The following is a 1,293-nucleotide window of genomic DNA, read 5'->3' on the forward strand; positions in this document are numbered from 1 at the left end:
CTTCTCTCCGTTGTCAGGGACTTCTCCAGCATCAATTATTTTTAGGTTCCCTGCTAACCGATCAGGATAAACAGGAGATCGAATTAACCACATCGCAATTATTCGATCTAGCCAATGCTTTAGGGGAATATAACCATGAAAGCCCCCTAATACCCCCATTAATTCGCCAGAAAACTCGAAAAAATGCCCTGATGTGGACGGGATTAATCGCCTCAGCCCTAATAACTATCGGGGGAATAGCGATCGCATTTTATCAACAGCAAGAATTGGCCAACAATGATTTAACCACTGATCCCAATAGTGCCAAGATTCCCCAACCCTTGCCAACGCTGCCTTTACCCCCCACGGGAACGGCCGCCCCAAACCCGCAGTTACCGGCAAATTTGGGCAATAAAACCCCTTTACCGCCACCGCCACCCGTGGCAACCGTTCCAGCCCCAGTTCGTCCCTCTAGCGTCCCTCTAGTGATTCCGCCGTCCACTTTACCGCCGCCACCAGTCACAGGTTCGCGTCCCGGCGGCACGGCGATCATAATTGAACCGAATAATCAGAACATCCCGATTACTGCCCCCCCCGTCACCAGCACTCAGGGTACAAATGCACTGACAAATGTTCCCCCCACCACGATGAATCCGAGTCCAGCACCGCCAAAATTGCCCAATTTACCGCCTATAAGCCCTATTAACCCCGACAATGCCAATTTAGACCCCAAACCGCCCACAAGCACCGCTAAAGCCCCAGAGACGAACTTACTAGATACAATTCCCCAAGTGGCAGAAACCAGAGAATATTTTCAATCCCGTTGGCAACCGCCGGAAAGTCTCAAGCATACTCTAGAGTACCGTTTGGTCTTAAATCAGGATGGTTCCCTAAAACAGATTATTCCCCTGGGACAGGCGGCGAAAATCTATCTCGATCGCACTAATATGCCCCTGCTTAATCAACCTTTTGTTTCTCCCCTCGATATCTCTGGTAATCCCCAATTGCGTCTGGTTCTTGGTTCTGATGGTACGGTGCGGACCTTTATGGAACAGTAATAGGCTGTACTGCATTTAAGTAGCTGGTTATAATTAAATTAAAAATTGATTTTAGGTTCGATCCCCCCTGCCCCCCTTGATAAGGGGGGTGCCGATAGGCGGGGGGATCCCCCTTAATAAGGGGGGCATCTGATAATTTTTAACGCCTACCTACTTAATTAGGGTCTGCTGAATAAATCTAAAAACCTTGTTGGATAAGACTTTTGGACTTTTTTCCCCTCAAAAAGTGCCAGCCATTGCGGGGATCGGGGGAAAA

1 protein-coding gene is annotated in these 1,293 nt (G+C 48.9%); it reads left to right on the forward strand.

Annotated elements, in window-relative coordinates; genetic code table 11:
* Positions 1-1,037 (forward strand): DUF4335 domain-containing protein (locus PX481_RS10380; RefSeq protein WP_288094550.1); only part of this gene is annotated, 1,037 nt, incomplete at its 5' end.
* Between the last annotated feature and the right edge of the window lie 256 nt (positions 1,038-1,293).

It is taken from the genome of Microcystis sp. M53603_WE2 (assembly GCF_030065435.1).